This is a genomic window from [Erwinia] mediterraneensis, from assembly GCF_900604315.1.
Lineage (GTDB): Bacteria > Pseudomonadota > Gammaproteobacteria > Enterobacterales > Enterobacteriaceae > Pantoea > Pantoea mediterraneensis_A.
On sequence record NZ_LR026978.1, the window covers coordinates 3,407,966 to 3,423,241 of the forward strand.

The following is a 15,276-nucleotide window of genomic DNA, read 5'->3' on the forward strand; positions in this document are numbered from 1 at the left end:
TTTGGTTTGGTGAAAGCGGGGCGGACGCGTAGCATGGCCTGATGTTATTTCATCTGTTTACGGCTCTTTATGTCATTTCCGGTGTTTGATGGTCATAACGATCTGCTGCTAAATCTCTGGTTGCATTATGCCGATGCGCCTGCCGCCACCTTTTTCAACGGCGTGCCCCGTGGGCATCTTGATTTTCCGCGCATGCAGCAGGGCGTTTTTGCCGGCGGCCTGTTTGCCATCTTTGTGCCGCCGCTGAGCTATGTGGAAAAGATGGCACCGACGCGTGTCGCTCAGGCGCAGGATGGCCTGACTATCATGTGGCAGCAGCTGGCGATTCTGCAGCAGATAGAAGCGGCGTCAGAGGGACGGGCCAAAATTTGTCGCAGCGCTCAGGAGATTGCCGCCTGCCGTGCAACAGGGGTGCTGGCGATGGTAGCGCATATCGAAGGGGCCGACGCCTTCGATGCGGAAGGTGAGGCGCTGGCGGCGTTTTATGCGGCGGGAGTGCGCAGCATCGGCCCGTTCTGGAATCTGCCCAATCGGTTTGGCGAGGGCGTTACCGGCGGATTTCCTGGCTCGCCGGACAGCGGGCCGGGACTGACCGCGCAAGGCGAAGCGCTGATCGCTCAGGCCAATGCGCTCCATATGCTGATCGATGTCTCCCATATGAATGAAAAAGCTTTTCGGGATACCGCAAGGCTTTCCCGCGCGCCGCTGGTGGCGAGCCATTCAAATGTGCATGCGCGCTGCCCTCAGCCGCGTAATCTGACCCATGCGCAGCTGTGTACGATCGCAGACAGTCAGGGCGTGGTGGGCCTCAATTTCGGCAATGCCTTTTTGCGACCGGATGGCAAACGCGATGCGGATACTCCGCTGGCGGAAATGGTACATCATCTCACCCATCTTATCCGGGTGATGGGAGAAGATCATGTGGCGCTGGGATCCGATTTTGACGGTATTACGCCGCCAGCGGCATTAGGCGATGTCAGCGGATTGCCCCGTTTGTTCGCCGCCCTGGCGCAGGCGGGTTATACTGATCACCAGATTGAGAAAATCGCCTGGGGCAACTGGCAACGGGTTTTGCGCGCCATCTGGGGGGCGTAATGTTAAATCTTTATCGGTTTAATGTTGATCTCTGTCACACTTTGGCGCAACATCTGTCGGCGAAAAGGCATTGTCAGGCGAATTTATAACCTGATGCAACAATGACTTAAGGTTAATTACCTGTCTGTTTACATTACGAGGAGCATTATTATGTGGAAAAAACCTGAGTTTGTAGATTTACGTCTGGGTCTGGAAGTTACGCTGTACATCTCCAACCGTTAAGATACCTGCCCGCCCTCTGCGCGGGCATTTTTATTTCACTTCCCGGTTTTTCTGCATGTATATAAAAGTCCTCGGATCCGCCGCAGGCGGTGGTTTCCCGCAGTGGAACTGTAACTGCGCTAATTGTCAGGGCGTGCGTAACGGCACCTTACAGGCCACAGCACGCACGCAGTCATCTATTATTCTCAGCGATAACGGCGAAGACTGGATCCTGTGTAACGCCTCGCCCGATATCAGTCAGCAGATCGCCCATACCCCGGAATTGATTAAAAAAGGGGTGCTGCGCGGTACGGCCATCGGCGCCATTATCCTTACTGACAGTCAGATCGATCACACCACCGGACTGCTGAGCCTGCGTGAAGGCTGCCCGCACCAGGTGTGGTGCACGCCGGAAGTGCATGACGACCTGACCAGCGGCTTTCCCGTCTTTACCATGTTGCAGCACTGGAATGGCGGCCTGCAGCATCATGCCATCGAACCGCTGACGCCGTTTCGCGTCAGCGTATGTCAGAACCTTGAATTCACCGCCATCCCCATTCTCAGCAACGCGCCGCCATACTCGCCGTATCGCGATCGGCCGCTGCCGGGGCATAACGTGGCGTTGTTTGTAGAAAACCGCGCCAACGGTAAGACGTTGCTTTATGCGCCGGGGCTGGGCGAGCCCGATGCGGTGATTATGCCGTGGCTGCAAAAAGCGGATTGTCTGCTGATTGACGGCACCGTCTGGCAGGATGACGAGCTGCTCGCCACTGGCGTCGGGAAAAACACCGGCAAAGCGATGGGCCATCTGGCGCTGGCGGAAGAGCAGGGGCTGATGGCGTTGCTGGCCACCCTGCCGGCCAGACGCAAAATTTTGATCCATATTAACAACACCAATCCGATCCTGAATGAGGAGTCACCGCAGCGTCAGTTTCTGCAGCAGCAGGGCATTGAGGTGAGCCGGGACGGTATGGCAATTAATCTTCAGGACTAAGCGATGCAGATAACAGAAACTCTGACGCCAGCCGCCTTTGAACAGGCGCTGCGCGACAAAGGCGCGTACTACCATATTCATCATCCCTATCATATTGCCATGCATAACGGTCAGGCGACCCGGGCACAGATTCAGGGCTGGGTAGCGAACCGTTTCTACTATCAGACCAATATCCCGCTGAAAGACGCGGCGATCATGGCGAACTGCCCCGATCCCGCCACGCGTCGCAAATGGGTGCAACGCATTCTGGACCATGATGGCAGCAACGGCCATGACGGCGGTATTGAAGCCTGGCTGCAGCTGGGTGAGGCTGTAGGCCTGGAGCGCGACGCGCTGCTTTCGGAGAAACATGTGCTGCCGGGCGTGCGCTTTGCGGTTGACGCCTATGTGAACTTTGCCCGCCGCGCCAACTGGCAGGAAGCGGCCTGCAGTTCGCTGACTGAGCTGTTTGCGCCACAGATCCATCAGTCGCGACTGGAAAGCTGGCCGCAGCACTATCCCTGGATCAAGGAAGAGGGGTATTTCTACTTCCGCAGCCGTCTGAGTCAGGCGAATCGCGATGTGGAGCACGGCCTGGCGCTGGCGCTGGAATATTGCGATACCCGGGAGAAGCAGCAGCGTATGCTGGAGATCCTGCAGTTTAAGCTGGATATTCTCTGGAGTATGCTGGACGCTATGACCATGGCCTATGAGTTGCAGCGTCCGCCTTATCATACGGTCACCGATAAGGCGGCCTGGCATACAACCCGACTGGTATAAATGATGACAGATAACTTAATTCCCGCGTTCCGTCGCGGTTATCGCCTGCAGTGGGAGCCCGCGCAGGAGAGTCATGTGGTGCTCTATCCGGAAGGGATGGCGAAACTGAATGAAACCGCGACCGCCATTCTGGAACTGGTGGATGGCAAGCAGGATGTCGCGGCCATTATTCATACCCTGAATACGCGTTTCCCTGAGGCGGGCGGTGTGGATGAGGATGTGAAAGCCTTCCTGCAGGCGGCGTATGAGCAAAAGTGGATACAATTTCGTGAACCCAATTAAACCCGGCGTGAATCCGCCGCTGTGGCTGCTGGCGGAATTAACCTATCGCTGCCCGCTGCAGTGCCCCTACTGCTCCAATCCGCTCGACTTTGCCGAACAGGAGAAAGAACTGACCACGGCGCAGTGGATTGAGGTGTTTCGCCAGGCGCGCGCCATGGGCAGCGTGCAGCTCGGCTTTTCCGGCGGCGAACCTCTGACGCGTAAGGATCTGCCCGAACTGATCCAGGCGGCGCGCGACCTCGGTTTTTATACCAATCTGATCACCTCCGGTATTGGTCTCACCGAGAAAAAACTCGATGCTTTCAGCGATGCCGGACTGGATCATATTCAGATCAGTTTTCAGGCCAGCGACGAGACGCTGAACGCCGCGCTTGCCGGCTCGCAGAAAGCTTTTCAGCAGAAGCTGGCGATGGCGAAAGCGGTAAAAGCGCGTGGCTATCCGATGGTGCTTAACTTTGTCCTGCATCGCCATAATATCGATCAGATTGACCGCATTATCGATCTCTGTATTGAGCTGGAGGCGGATGACGTAGAACTGGCCACCTGCCAGTTCTACGGCTGGGCGCACCTGAATCGTCAGGGGCTGCTGCCTACCCGTGAGCAGATTGCCCGTGCCGAAGGCATCGTAAATCAGTACCGTGAGCGCATGAAAGCCAGCGGTAATCTGACCAACTTACTGTTCGTCACGCCCGACTATTATGAAGAGCGGCCAAAAGGCTGTATGGGCGGCTGGGGAGCCATTTTTCTCAGTGTTACGCCGGAGGGGACGGCGTTACCCTGTCACAGTGCGCGTCAGTTGCCGGTACAGTTTCCGTCGGTGCTGGAACAGAGCCTGCAGGATATCTGGTATCACTCGTTCGGTTTTAACCGCTATCGCGGCTTCGACTGGATGCCGGAACCTTGCCGCTCCTGTGATGAAAAAGAGAAAGATTTTGGTGGCTGCCGCTGTCAGGCCTTTATGCTGACCGGCAATGCGGACAATGCCGATCCGGTGTGCAGCAAATCGCCGCATCATGACAAAATTCTTGAGGCGCGTCGGGAAGCGAGCTGCAGCGATATCCATATTGGCCAGCTGCAATTCCGCAACCGCGTCAACTCTCAACTGATCTATAAATCCCGGGTCGGGTAATGCCGCTGGTGTCGCGTAGCCTGCAACTGCCCAATGGGCTGCAATTGCAGCTAATCCATCAGCCGGATGCGAGCAGGGCGGCGGCGCTGGTACAGGTCGCCACCGGCAGTCACCATGAACCCGCGCGCTGGCCTGGACTGGCGCATCTGCTGGAACATCTGTTGTTTACCGGCAGCAGGGCTTTTGCGGATGAGCAGCGCCTGATGCCGTGGATTCAGGGTCAGGGCGGACGGGTTAACGCCACCACGTTGCAGCAGCGTACCGCATTTTTCTTTGAGGTGGCTGCGCCACAGCTGGCTGACGGGCTGTCCCGTCTGACGGATATGCTGACAGCACCGCTGTTTACCCCGGCAGCCATTGCCCAGGAGGTGGCGGTCATTGATGCTGAGTATCAATTGTTGCAGCGTCATACGCCAACGCTGTGTGAAGTCGCACTGCTGTCCGGCGTTACACAACCGGCAGCATTTCAGCGTTTTCAGGTTGGCAGCCGGGCCCATTTTGGTGATGACATCGCTGCGTTGCGCGCTGCACTGTTTGCTTTCCATCAGCGTGACTACCGGAGTGCAAATATGCAGCTCTGGTTACAGGGGCCGCAGTCGCTGGATCAGCTGGAGCAGATGGCTCGCCGCGCCTGCGCGCAGCTGCCTGCCGGGGGCGTTTCCGTTCCGCCCGGGCAGCCACAGCTGGCAGCTGTGCGGGATTGCCTGCTGCGCATCGAGGGCGCGCCGCACTTCTGGTTGAGCTATTTGCTGCCGGGCGCTGCGCCTGACGCAGGTGACAGTGTCACTTTATTGCGTGAATTTGCACTTGATGATGCGCCCGGCGGCCTGCTGTCCACACTGCGCGACCGGGGATTATGCGACCGCCTGAGCCTGCAGTGGCTCTATCTTTCCGATCGTTCACGCTGGCTGGTGTTGCAGTTTGAAGGGGAGACACTGACGCCCGCCGGGGCGCAGGCGACGGAAACGCTGTGGCATCGCTGGCTACAGGCGCTGGCGCGCAGCACACCTGTGCAACGAAGTCACTACGGCCAGCTGGCGGCGGCGCGTTTTGCCCGCCTTACACCGCTCGATCAATTACGTGAGCGCGCCTTTGGCTTTGCGCCTGGCGCAAGCGATGACCTTAATGCGCTTATTGCAGCGCTGGGTTGCGCTCCCGTGACACGCCTGTTTGCTGCATCGGATGTGCAGGGGGACACCGCCAGCGCGCTGGGTTTCAGGTTGCAGCGTTGCGCCTGGCACCAGCCGCCCATGGCAATACCTGCCGCCGGTGACTTCTATTTCCACCCGCTGCCTGCCGCTGTTGCTGATCCGCCATTGCCGTCACAGACCGCCCCCTTGTTACACTGTCACGCACAGGCAGCGCCGAACCGGCTGTTGCTGCGGCCCGCTTTCGGCCAGACCTTTTCACCGGCCGAAGGTACAGCGCGTGCCGCCCGATTACGACCGCTCTTCGCTACGCTGCGTCATCTCGGCGGAGAAGGTGAATTCAGCGCCTGTGAGGGCGTCTGGCAACTGCAGCTGCGTCTGCCCGCTCAACAGGGTCTGTGGGCCGTCAGGGCGGCACTCGACGGGCTGATGCCTCCTTTGTCACACTGCCCGGAGCCAGAAGAAGAGGAGATCGCCATTCGCGCTCTGCTCGCTGAGTTGCCGCAGCAGCTGGCGTCATCAACTGCGCCCGACAGCTGGTGTGCTGCCCTGAGCGGCGGCGATAAGGCATTTCATCAGGCGGTGTCACGTCTGCTGAGCGCCTTCCCCGTGTGCGCGGCCAGCGCAGCGCTGCCAGCAGCGGTAAAGCCCTCCCTGCGGCGTATCCGGCATCGCAGTGCTGAACAGGCGCTGCTGCTGTTTGTGCCGCTGCCTGACCAGGATGCCACCACGCTGGCCGCTGCACGGGCGCTGGCGTTACTTTACGAACCGCGTTTTTTCCGGCGTTTGCGCACAGAGCAACAGATTGGCTATGTGGTCAACTGTCGCTATCTGCGCAGCGCAGACCGTGACGGTATTGTTTTTCTGCTGCAGTCCCCTGATTGCCCGCCCGCCAGGCTGCTGCGCCACTGCAAAAACTTTCTGCGTGACGTCAGCGGTGATATCGATGCGCTCAGTGACGAGCTGTTCAGCACACTCCAGGCCCGGCTCCGTCAGTTAATGTCAGCGCAGGAGGCGACTGAGGCTCTCCGCACGGCGTTGCGGCGAGAGGCGGGATTACCTGAGCTGACGCAAGCGGCCATTGGGGCGCTGACCCCTGCCGGTTTGCGCCAGCTGCATCAGCAGGTGCTGCGTAGCCGACGTCGCTGGCAGGTACTGTTCTGCGGCGGGCGTATGGCACCCGCAAAGGGGAATTAAAACAGGCAGCGTCTGAACCAGATGCCAGAGCAGAATTTAGCGCCGGTGAGAGAGATAAAAAATCCGCGTCTGTAACGACGCGGATTTTCAGGAGGCCCGGCTCCGTCATTAACGGGGATCGCGGGACAGGCGCAGTTTGGCGAAGAAAGTAATGCAGTAAAGCGCGCAAAGGCCAACGATAATATAAATAATTCGGGAAAGAATCGCCGCCTGCCCACCAAATATGGCTGCTACCAGGTCGAACTGAAACAGTCCAACCAGCAACCAGTTAAGACCACCGACAATCAGCAGAACAAGTGCAACCATATCAAGGGTTCTCATAAGCTTCTCCTGTAAAAGCATGAGGATTTGCAGGGTTCAGGCCACAGATTGTCTTCTGACAAGACCAGAGAAAATAAAAACGAAACCGGTGCGTAAATAATATTATCGATTGAACATTAATAGCGTAGAAGTGACGCAGATAAAGCGCAACCTGATTAAATTAAAGCGTGACAAAAAACAGGTTTATTTTATTTACAGATAATAAAGATGATTATGCAACGCTGTTATATTTTTTTCTCCGCTGCGCTTAATAATGCCCGGGATTTAAAAGAATGATCAATGGCGCAACGATCCTGCGCAGGAACAACTACACTCAGCCATTATCTGGCTGAGGGAGAAACGCGATGCCACCTCCTTATTTGCAGCCCGGCGAGGCCGCAGTGCTTTATGACGGAACCTGCCGCCTGTGCAATGGCTGGGTTAATTTTCTGCTGCGTCATCATGTGGCGCGTCATGTACGCTTTGCCGCCGTGCAGAGCGAAAAAGGCAAAGCGCTGCTGCGCTGGGCAGAGATGCCGGTGGATAATGTGAGTACTATTGTGTTAATTGCCGATGGCAAGGTGTGGAAACGGGCGCAGGCGATATTTCGGGTGATGCGTCAGGTGCCGCAACCGTGGCGCTCTCTGAGCGTGCTGCGCTTTTTCCCGGATGCAGTCAGCAACTTTTGTTACGACCGCATCGCCCTGAACCGTTATCGCCTGTTTGGTCGCTATGACAGCCAGCAACATCTGACGCCCGATTATCCCGGTCGTTTTCTGGAGGATGAGGATCAGCCTCCGGCGGGTTCGCATGAAGCAGAGCCGCACCCGCCCTCAGGCTGATGGCAGAAAATCCTCGCGCTGCGGCGTGAAGGTGTCCAGCAGGGTGCCGGCTTCCAGGCAGACGCAGCCATGCACCACATCAGGTGCTTTGTAGAGTGTATCCCCGGCGCTGACCTCCCGGGTAACGCCATCGATAGTAAAGGCGAAGCGGCCTGAGAGCACATAAGTCAGCTGCTCGTGGGGATGATGATGCAGCGGCCCGACAGCGTTGCGCTCAAACGTCACTTCTACCGCCATCATACGGCCGCCATGCGCCAGCACTCGCCGGGTAACGCCGTTACCTAAATCTTCCTGTTGCGTATCGCTTTTATAGATAAACATGCCTGTCTCTCACTGTCAGGTTGAATCCTTACGCCTTACCCTAAGACGTCTGATTCTCCCTAATGTAGCGGCTCGGGAAGAAAATGAAACGATGTTTCAGTTAAAAACAGAAGCGGGATTATAAAATAATTTCACTCAGAGGAAAAAGCGGGACGGTAATTCTGCTCAGGTTGCCAGCGCCCAACATTTCACCTGCTGCGATGTAAAATGGTCAGGAAAAGAGAAAAGCTTTGGCTCTCAGAATGCGCCTGCCGGGTTAAAAAATCTCGCCAGAGAAAGTCACCCTTTTTCAGTCAGTTAAAATGCAGCGTCCTGCAAAACGGAAATTAGTACGCCTTCGCTTGTTGCAAAATAAAGAATCCTTTCCGATAAATTAAGAGGTTATGTCTGGAGGCGTCTGCACGCAATTAGACCTTTTTCTACCCCTTGAATGGACAGTAATTATGATGCAGGAGAGCGCAATGTTTCGTTATGTCAGGCAAAGACCCTTTGATCTGGCTGTATCCAGGCGAGAGTTAGTCCGTTTATTACCGGAACATGCTGGCGGGCCGCGCCCGCTATCTGAAATGTAAACCGGAGATAGCTGTCTCTGGCAGTTATCTCATCCGATAGCGAAAAGGTACTCCATTGCGTATTCATCATCTTAACTGCGGCTGTATGTGTCCCGTGGGCGGGGCGCTTTATGATGGTTTCAGCAAAGGCGCTGTTGCTCATCTGGTCTGTCACTGCCTGCTGGTGGAGACCGATCGTCATGGTCTGGTGCTGGTTGATACCGGCTTTGGCTTACGGGATATGCAGCGTCCGGCAGATCGTCTGTCAGGCTTCTTCCGCGCGATGAACAATATTCGCTACGATGAATCTCTGACCGCGGTAAAACAGATTATCGCGCTGGGTTTTCGCCCGGAAGATGTCCGGCATATTGTGCTGACCCATCTCGATTTTGATCACGCGGGCGGTATCAGCGACTTCCCGCAGGCGCGCATTCATCTGCTGCAAAAAGAGCTGGACAGCGCCACCACCCAACAGGGCTGGCTGCGTCGGCAACGTTACCGGCCGCAGCAGTGGAACAGCGACAACGGCTGGCGGGGTTATCCTTCCGCTGGCGAGAGCTGGCATGGCTTTAATGCGGTGCGGGCAATTGACGATCTTAACGATGAGATCCTGCTGGTACCGCTGCCCGGGCATACGCTGGGGCATGCCGGGGTGGCGATCCGTCATGGCGATGGCTGGCTGCTGCACGGGGGCGACGCCTGGTTTTACCGCGGCGAAATGTACCAGCCTGAGCGGCACTGCACACCCGGCCTGCGTTTCTATCAGTGGCTGATGCGCAGTGATACCGGCGCCTGGCAGCATAACCAACAGCGGTTGCGTGAACTGTCGCTTAACGCGGAGGCAAAGGTGACGATGTTTTGCAGTCACGATGCCCGCGAACTGGAAGCGCTGCGCCAGCGCCGCTGATGTCTGGATCCTTTTACTGGCTTACCCATCAACGCATCGTTACAGGTCGCCTGCCGGGCTGACGGGGCTGCAGCCTGCCCGTCGCCATGTCAGCAGCGACCCGGGAGAAAAAAATGAATACCCATTCTCGTTCCGAACCTTCGGCGCTGGCCGTGGCGCTGTATGAATTGCTTAATCCTGTTCCGCTCGGCTTTTTTGTTGCCGCCTGGATCTTCGACATTATCTATATAAACAGCGCGGTGGTGATGTGGACCCATGCCGCCAGCTGGCTGATTACGCTCGGTCTGATCATTGCCATTATCCCGCGCCTGATTAACCTGGTGCAGGTCTGGTTCCTTCATCGCGCTCGCACTGGCGCGGCGGGAAAAGCCCATTTCTGGCTTAATCTGCTGGCGCTGCTGCTGGCGATCCTTAACGCCTTTGTCCACAGCCGTGACGCGTATGCGGTGGTGCCGCTGGGCGTGATCCTTTCGACCCTGACAGTGATCCTGCTGCTGCTGGGAAATGTGCAACTCGCGTTACGTCAACGTGCTGCTTAAGGAGAAGTCATCATGAAAAAACGTCACGGAAGCCTGATGATGCTCATGCTGGCTGCGCTGCTGGCAGGCTGTGATGAGGCGGCTCAGCTCGACCCGCAAAAACAGATGGGGCCCAACCCGGAACTGCCGCAAGCGAAAAGTTTCTTTATGCCGCCGATGCAGGTGCCGGAAGGGGTCGCCTGGCAAGCGGGCGAGATGCCGAAGGTGGCGGAAGGGCTGAAAATCGAAAAAGTTGCCGGGGGGCTGAAACATCCGCGCCAGGTGTATGTCCTGCCGAACAATGATGTGCTGGTGGCAGAAGCCAATGCGCCCGGCGGACCCACCACCCGGCCCAAGCAGCTGATTATGGGCATTGTGCAGAAGGCGTCGGGTAAAGGCGGCAAGGGCGGTAATCGCATCGTGCTGCTGCGCAATGTGAACGGCAAATGGGAACAGCACACCTTTATCGAAAATTTGCACTCTCCCTTTGGTATGCAGCTGGTGGGCAATACGCTGTATGTCGCCAATGCTGACAGTCTGGTGAAATTCCCTTATCAGGAAGGGCAAACGGAAATCCGTACGCCGCCTGTCGAAGTCACCGAGTTACCGGGCGGCCCGCTTAATCATCACTGGACCAAATCACTGCTGGCCAGCCCTGATGGCAGCAAGCTCTATGTGGGCGTCGGCTCCAACAGTAATATTACCGAAAACGGCATCGGCGCGGAGTACCGGCGGGCGGCCATTCTTGAAGTCGATGCCGCCAGCGGGGCGAGTCGTATTTATGCCGGTGGACTGCGCAATCCCACCGGGATGCAGTGGGAGCCGGAAAGCGGGCGTCTGTGGGCGATTGTCAACGAGCGTGACGAAATAGGTTCCGATCTGGTACCGGATTATATGACTGCGGTACAGGAGAACGGCTTTTACGGCTGGCCTTACAGTTATTTTGGTCAGCATGTGGATGAGCGTGCGCAGCCACAGCGTCCCGATCTGGTGGAGAAGGCGATTAAACCTGACTATGCCCTCAGTTCGCACGTCGCGCCACTGGGACTGCTGTTCTATACCGGCGACAACATGGCGCAATATCGTGGCGGCGCCTTTATCAGTGAGCATGGCAGCTGGAATCGCTCGCCGCTGAACGGCTATCAGGTGGTATGGGTGAAATTCGAGCAGGGGCGGCCGGTGGGCATGCCGCAGCCGGTGGTTACGGGCTTCCTGACCGACGATCAGAAACAGGTACGTGGTTTGCCGGTGGGACTGGCCATGGATCAACAGGGCGGGGTACTGATTGCTGACGATGCCGGTAATACCCTGTGGCGGATCAGCGCCGCGCCCTGAGGCGTTTCTTACGGCAATAAAAAAAGGATTTGGCCTGGGCCAAATCCTTTTATTTTATGTTCTGTCAGCGGGTGGTAGCCGTTGGCAGAACAGGGATGCTCAGCATTCCTCACACTTTAATTCTAAAGAGAGGTTGAGAGGTTTTCAAGTTTCGCTAAAATACTGTATGCTTATACAGGTGTTGAATGTCCGGGCGGGGCACCGTTGCAACTTGTCGCTCCCAGGGGCACGGTTTCAAAATCCCGGCAGGTAACAGGTGGTGCTGGCCTGTAGCTTTCGCAACGAGAGCCGCTCAGCATTCCTCACAACGTGCTCAGGCTCCCGGCGGGTTAAGTAAAGGCTCCGGAAGCTGAAAAGCGCTCTCCTGCAGAGGAGAAGGAAAGTGATGGAACTGATTAAGCTGGTCCTGGATATCATCAGAATCATCTTGCAGATCATCGTTGCCCTTATGCAACTGACCGGCCACGCCTGTTAGCGGCAGCCGGAACTTGAAACAAGGCGGAGCTGACCACTCCGCCTTTTTTCGCGCCTGAGCGCAGGCTCAGGGAACAAACACCGCGCGTACGCAGCCATCCTCTTTGTGTTTAAACATCTCATAACCACGTGCGGCTTCTTCCAGCGGGAAGCGATGGGTCGCCATCATCGCCGGATTCAGCTCGCCCTGTGCGACATGCTCCAGCAGGCGTGGCATATAACGCTGACCGTGCTGCTGGGCGGTGCGGATGGTCAGGCTTTTATTGATAATCAGCCCCAGCGGGAATTTATCCATCACGCCATACACGCCGAGAATGGCGATATTGCCGCCTTTACGGCAGCTGTAAAGCATCTGCCGCAACGCCGCGCCAATGTCAGTTTCCAGATGCAGCAGCTGTTTGGTGCGGTCATAGACCTGAGTTAACCCCTCACCACGGGCTTCCATCCCCACCGCGTCAATACAGCTGTCAGGACCACGTCCGCCGGTCAGTTCCAGCAGCGCTTCGTGAATATCCTCTTTGCTGTAATCAAGGGTCAGAGTATCGGCATTTTGCTGGCGCGCCATTGCCAGTCGCTCCGGATAACGGTCGATGGCGATCACCTGGTGGGCCCCCATCAGCCAGGCGGATTGCTGCGCCATTAAACCGACGCCGCCACAGCCCCAGACCGCCACGGTATCGCCGGGATGAATGTTACAGAAGTCAGCGCCCATGTAGCCGGTGGGAACCGCATCCGACAGAAACAGCGCCTGTTCATCGCTGACGCTTTCCGGCACCACAAAACAGTCGTTATCCGCAAAGGGCACCCGGACATATTCCGCGTGCGAACCCGCATAGCCGCCAAAGGCGTGACTGTAGGCGTAGATACCGCCGGTAGCGTGTCCCAGTACCGACTCACCCAGCTCCCAGTGCGGATTCGTGTTATCACAGCAGGAGGGCAGTTGATGCTGACAGAACCAGCAGGAACCGCAGGAGATAAACGACGGCACCACGACGCGATCGCCGCGCCGGATATTGCGTACCGCGCTGCCCACCTCAACCACTTCCCCCATAAACTCATGGCCCAGGATATCCCCCTCATGCATGGTCGGGATCAGGCCATCAATCACGTGCAGATCGGAGCCACAGGTGGTGGTCAGCCGTACCCGAATGATCGCATCATGGGGATTGAGAATGCCGGGATCGGCCACGGTTTCTACTTTCAGATCATTGACGCCATTCCAACATAGAGCTCGCATCATACCTCCTTCTTATCTTTGCCCTGAGCATGACGGCCAGCAGGCTGGCTGTAGAGCGTAGGGATCTCACCGGTTTCAGCCAGACTTTTAAAACGATGAAGCGCTTTACTGGCGATCTCTTTCGGAAAGAGATCGAGCATCGAGGTCACCTTTTTACCGATAACGCCACCCGGCGGTGTAAAACGCAGCGTTAACGCCAGCTCCGTTCCCCATTCACCCGGCGCGGTGCTCAGTTCCAGCTGCCCTTCATTCGGAATATCCGCTCCCTCCAGCGAGCGCCAGGCGATCAGCCGTCCCGGCTCAATCTCCGTAATACGGCTCTCCCAGCGCCAGTTCTTTTTCACCGGACCATCCACTTCCCAGCGGGCATCGCTGTCGTTAATCACTTCGACACGGGCGAAATGCGCCATAATGCGCGGCAAAGTGTCGGGTTGTAACCAGAGCTGACACAGCTCAGGGGCGGGGCGTCCAATGGTGATCCAGCGGCGCAGAATCAAATCGCGATCGTTATCCACTGCAGCAAAAGTGTCAGTTGAATGGGTCAAGTGGCCTCCTTATACCCCTGAAGGGGAAAATAAAAGCGAATCAACGCTCAGCATCGACATGTTGAGTTAAGCACAGGCCAGGGAAACTGCGAGCGAAGCGGAAGAGCGGGCGTGCTGATAAAAAGGCGCACGGCGGACCGTCCGGGAACGGCCCGCATCAGGTGAAGTCAGGGGGATGGATTGCGCGCATTATGCCCGGGCGCGTGTCAGCGCATGCTTAAACAGCCGCACCTCGCTACGCAGCCAGCGGCGTGAGGAGAGCGGGGTGTGATCGAGCGACTCCGGCAGTGGCACACCTGCCAGGGTGCCGCGGTTGCAGATCGCCCTGATAAGCTGGCGCTCGTCAATACCGGTATAACAGGCCATTTCAAGTACGCTCATGGTTTGCGTTTTCATACTTTTCTCCTTAAGCCCGCGAACGGGACATCATGCAGAAAATCTGGCTTAAGGTATTGTTTGTCTGTTTTTTACCCGGCATCTTGATCCTGGTCAGTTTGCCAGCAATAAAGCTGTACCGGCGGCAATAAAACAGAAAATTTTTACGTTACGTTCCGGGGATGAACTACAACTAACATATCGGTTTTCTGGTGACAGACGGTTATGACTTTTTCCCTGCCCGCTTATTTTGCCCGTATCGGTTATCAGGGCGCGCCACAGCCAGATCTGGCGACCCTGCGGCAGCTGCATCTGCATCACAGCTGCGCCATCCCTTTTGAGAATCTGGATGTGCTGTTAGAACGGCCCATTGTTCTGGATGATGACGCGGTCTTTACCAAGCTGGTAAGCGCCGGACGCGGCGGCTATTGCTATGAACAGAACGCGCTCTTTAGTCGGGCGCTGGAGACTATCGGGTTTGAGGTGCAACCTCTGGCGGCGCGCGTCATGTTAATGCAGCCGGAAACGATGCCGCCACGCACCCATCGTTTACTCTGCGTGACGCTGGAGAAGGAACGCTGGATCGCCGATGTGGGTTTTGGCGGGCTGACGCTGACCGCGCCGGTGCGTCTCGACAGTGACGCGGAGCAACTGACGCCCCATGGCGCGGTAAAAATCGTGAAAACGGGCAGTGACTATCTGTTGATGCGGCAAAAAGAGCAGCAGTGGCTGACACTTTATCGCTTCGATCTGACCATGCAGTATGCCGCTGATTACCTGATGGCAAATCACTTTGTTTCTACCTGGCCTGATTCTCACTTCCGGCATCATCTGCAACTGGCGCGCCAGCTGCCTGATGGCAGAATAAACACGCTTTTCGACACCACCTGTACCCGGCACGGCGGGGCAACGCAACACCAGACGCTAAGTGCGGATGCGCTTTACGCGCTGCTGCCGTCAGGCTTCCGGCTACGCCTTGACGACCCACAACACGGCATCACCCGTACCGATTTTCGTCAGCTTATTGCGCGCTTAGCGTCTGCAAAGCAGAGCCTGCCGTGATAAA

General features: G+C 56.9%; 17 protein-coding genes. 12 read left to right on the forward strand and 5 right to left on the reverse strand.

All coding sequences use genetic code 11. The annotated features are described in order from the left end of the window. Positions 1-69 precede the first annotated feature (69 nt). From E0E17_RS16030 to pqqF, 7 genes are all read left to right on the forward strand, one after another. Positions 70-1,095, forward strand: coding sequence for a dipeptidase (locus tag E0E17_RS16030; protein ID WP_130834998.1), 1,026 nt, complete (start codon positions 70-72; stop codon positions 1,093-1,095). A 150-nt stretch (positions 1,096-1,245) separates the two neighbouring features. Then, complete coding sequence (pqqA, locus tag E0E17_RS16035; RefSeq protein ID WP_010617686.1) at positions 1,246-1,317, forward strand: pyrroloquinoline quinone precursor peptide PqqA; 72 nt, start codon at positions 1,246-1,248, stop codon at positions 1,315-1,317. A 55-nt stretch (positions 1,318-1,372) separates the two neighbouring features. Then, positions 1,373-2,290: a pyrroloquinoline quinone biosynthesis protein PqqB gene (pqqB, locus tag E0E17_RS16040; RefSeq protein WP_130834999.1), complete on the forward strand. Its 918-nt coding sequence runs from the start codon at positions 1,373-1,375 to the stop codon at positions 2,288-2,290. 3 nt (positions 2,291-2,293) lie between these two features. Beyond that, entirely contained in the window at positions 2,294-3,049 is a 756-nt protein-coding gene (pqqC, locus tag E0E17_RS16045) for a pyrroloquinoline-quinone synthase PqqC (RefSeq protein ID WP_130835000.1), read from the forward strand. Positions 3,050-3,052: 3 nt separating this feature from the next. Beyond that, positions 3,053-3,331 (forward strand): pyrroloquinoline quinone biosynthesis peptide chaperone PqqD, encoded by a 279-nt coding sequence (gene pqqD / locus E0E17_RS16050; RefSeq protein ID WP_130835585.1) that lies wholly within the window; start codon positions 3,053-3,055, stop codon positions 3,329-3,331. Further along, positions 3,294-4,460 (forward strand): pyrroloquinoline quinone biosynthesis protein PqqE, encoded by a 1,167-nt coding sequence (pqqE, locus tag E0E17_RS16055; RefSeq protein WP_439654636.1) that lies wholly within the window; start codon positions 3,294-3,296, stop codon positions 4,458-4,460. The genes pqqD and pqqE overlap by 38 nt, the downstream gene beginning before the upstream one ends. Next, positions 4,460-6,805, forward strand: a complete 2,346-nt coding sequence (gene pqqF, locus E0E17_RS16060) for a pyrroloquinoline quinone biosynthesis protein PqqF (RefSeq protein ID WP_237680800.1) — start codon at positions 4,460-4,462, stop codon at positions 6,803-6,805. The genes pqqE and pqqF overlap by 1 nt, the downstream gene beginning before the upstream one ends. A 108-nt stretch (positions 6,806-6,913) precedes the next feature. Here the strand turns inward: pqqF and E0E17_RS16065 are convergent, their stop codons facing one another. Continuing rightward, positions 6,914-7,126 (reverse strand): DUF378 domain-containing protein, encoded by a 213-nt coding sequence (locus E0E17_RS16065; RefSeq protein ID WP_130835002.1) that lies wholly within the window; start codon positions 7,124-7,126, stop codon positions 6,914-6,916. Positions 7,127-7,470: 344 nt separating this feature from the next. On the opposite strand from E0E17_RS16065, the gene E0E17_RS16070 reads away from it, so the two are divergent. After that, positions 7,471-7,947 (forward strand): thiol-disulfide oxidoreductase DCC family protein, encoded by a 477-nt coding sequence (locus tag E0E17_RS16070; RefSeq protein ID WP_130835003.1) that lies wholly within the window; start codon positions 7,471-7,473, stop codon positions 7,945-7,947. Here the strand turns inward: E0E17_RS16070 and E0E17_RS16075 are convergent. Next, positions 7,939-8,268, reverse strand: a complete 330-nt coding sequence (locus E0E17_RS16075) for a cupin domain-containing protein (protein ID WP_130835004.1) — start codon at positions 8,266-8,268, stop codon at positions 7,939-7,941. The genes E0E17_RS16070 and E0E17_RS16075 overlap by 9 nt on opposite strands. A 627-nt stretch (positions 8,269-8,895) precedes the next feature. Between E0E17_RS16075 and E0E17_RS16080 the strand changes: the two genes are divergently transcribed. From E0E17_RS16080 to E0E17_RS16090, 3 genes are all read left to right on the forward strand, one after another. Further along, positions 8,896-9,726 (forward strand): MBL fold metallo-hydrolase, encoded by an 831-nt coding sequence (locus tag E0E17_RS16080; RefSeq protein WP_130835005.1) that lies wholly within the window; start codon positions 8,896-8,898, stop codon positions 9,724-9,726. 113 nt (positions 9,727-9,839) lie between these two features. Continuing rightward, positions 9,840-10,265, forward strand: coding sequence for a DUF2231 domain-containing protein (locus E0E17_RS16085; protein WP_130835006.1), 426 nt, complete (start codon positions 9,840-9,842; stop codon positions 10,263-10,265). A gap of 12 nt (positions 10,266-10,277) precedes the next feature. After that, on the forward strand, positions 10,278-11,579 hold the full coding sequence (locus tag E0E17_RS16090; RefSeq protein WP_130835007.1) for a PQQ-dependent sugar dehydrogenase: 1,302 nt from the start codon (positions 10,278-10,280) through the stop codon (positions 11,577-11,579). Positions 11,580-12,120: 541 nt separating this feature from the next. Here the strand turns inward: E0E17_RS16090 and E0E17_RS16095 are convergent. The 3 genes from E0E17_RS16095 to E0E17_RS16105 form a co-directional block, all read right to left on the reverse strand. Further along, positions 12,121-13,290 (reverse strand): alcohol dehydrogenase catalytic domain-containing protein, encoded by a 1,170-nt coding sequence (locus E0E17_RS16095; protein ID WP_130835587.1) that lies wholly within the window; start codon positions 13,288-13,290, stop codon positions 12,121-12,123. Continuing rightward, entirely contained in the window at positions 13,290-13,835 is a 546-nt protein-coding gene (locus E0E17_RS16100; RefSeq protein ID WP_130835008.1) for an SRPBCC family protein, read from the reverse strand. Before E0E17_RS16100 ends, E0E17_RS16095 begins: the two co-directional genes overlap by 1 nt. Positions 13,836-14,024: 189 nt before the next feature. After that, the gene (locus E0E17_RS16105; protein WP_130835009.1) at positions 14,025-14,231 is read right to left on the reverse strand and encodes a hypothetical protein; all 207 of its coding nucleotides are present in this window, start codon (positions 14,229-14,231) and stop codon (positions 14,025-14,027) included. A gap of 204 nt (positions 14,232-14,435) precedes the next feature. Here E0E17_RS16105 and E0E17_RS16110 point away from each other — a divergent pair, with 204 nt between their 5' ends. Beyond that, positions 14,436-15,272, forward strand: a complete 837-nt coding sequence (locus E0E17_RS16110; RefSeq protein WP_130835010.1) for an arylamine N-acetyltransferase family protein — start codon at positions 14,436-14,438, stop codon at positions 15,270-15,272. Positions 15,273-15,276: the final 4 nt, after the last annotated feature.